Genomic DNA, 423 nt, shown 5'->3' with positions numbered 1-423 from the left:
GGGAAGTCCGGAATATGCATTCAATGAATATCTGCAGGTTGCGGTCGAACTGGGTATTCCTTTGGCTGTATGTCTATTGGTTGTGGTCGTGCTGTGTTTGTATAGGGGAGTCCGTAAAGGACGTTATGGTATCTGTGGGGCCATTCTTTCCTTGATGATATTTTCTTTTTCCTCCTATCCGCTACAACTTCCGGTATTTATCGTTACATTTGGAGGATTGCTTGTGGCGTGCTTGTCCGGTGCCGACCGTTGGCAATGGTTGGGGCTGGCTGTATCAGTAGGCATCATTGGCGGTTTTCGCCTGAAGAATGACTTGCAAGTGGAGCAGGCCTGTCGGGAGTGGATGAATGCGCGGGTGCTGTATAATGCAGGTGCGTATCAATCGGCAGAGAAAGAGTACGGGCGCCTTTATCCTCTGTTGAG

1 pseudogene is annotated in these 423 nt (G+C 49.6%); it reads left to right on the top strand.

Annotated elements, in window-relative coordinates:
- Positions 1-423, top strand: a pseudogene (locus tag DWZ67_RS20550) (hypothetical protein); the annotation flags it as partial.

Origin of the sequence: Bacteroides sp. AF34-31BH (assembly GCF_003602795.1) — a bacterium.
GTDB classification, from domain to species: Bacteria; Bacteroidota; Bacteroidia; order Bacteroidales; family Bacteroidaceae; genus Bacteroides; species Bacteroides uniformis.
The sequence above is the reverse complement of the archived record's forward strand: the minus strand, read 5'-3'. Positions and strand labels throughout refer to the sequence as shown.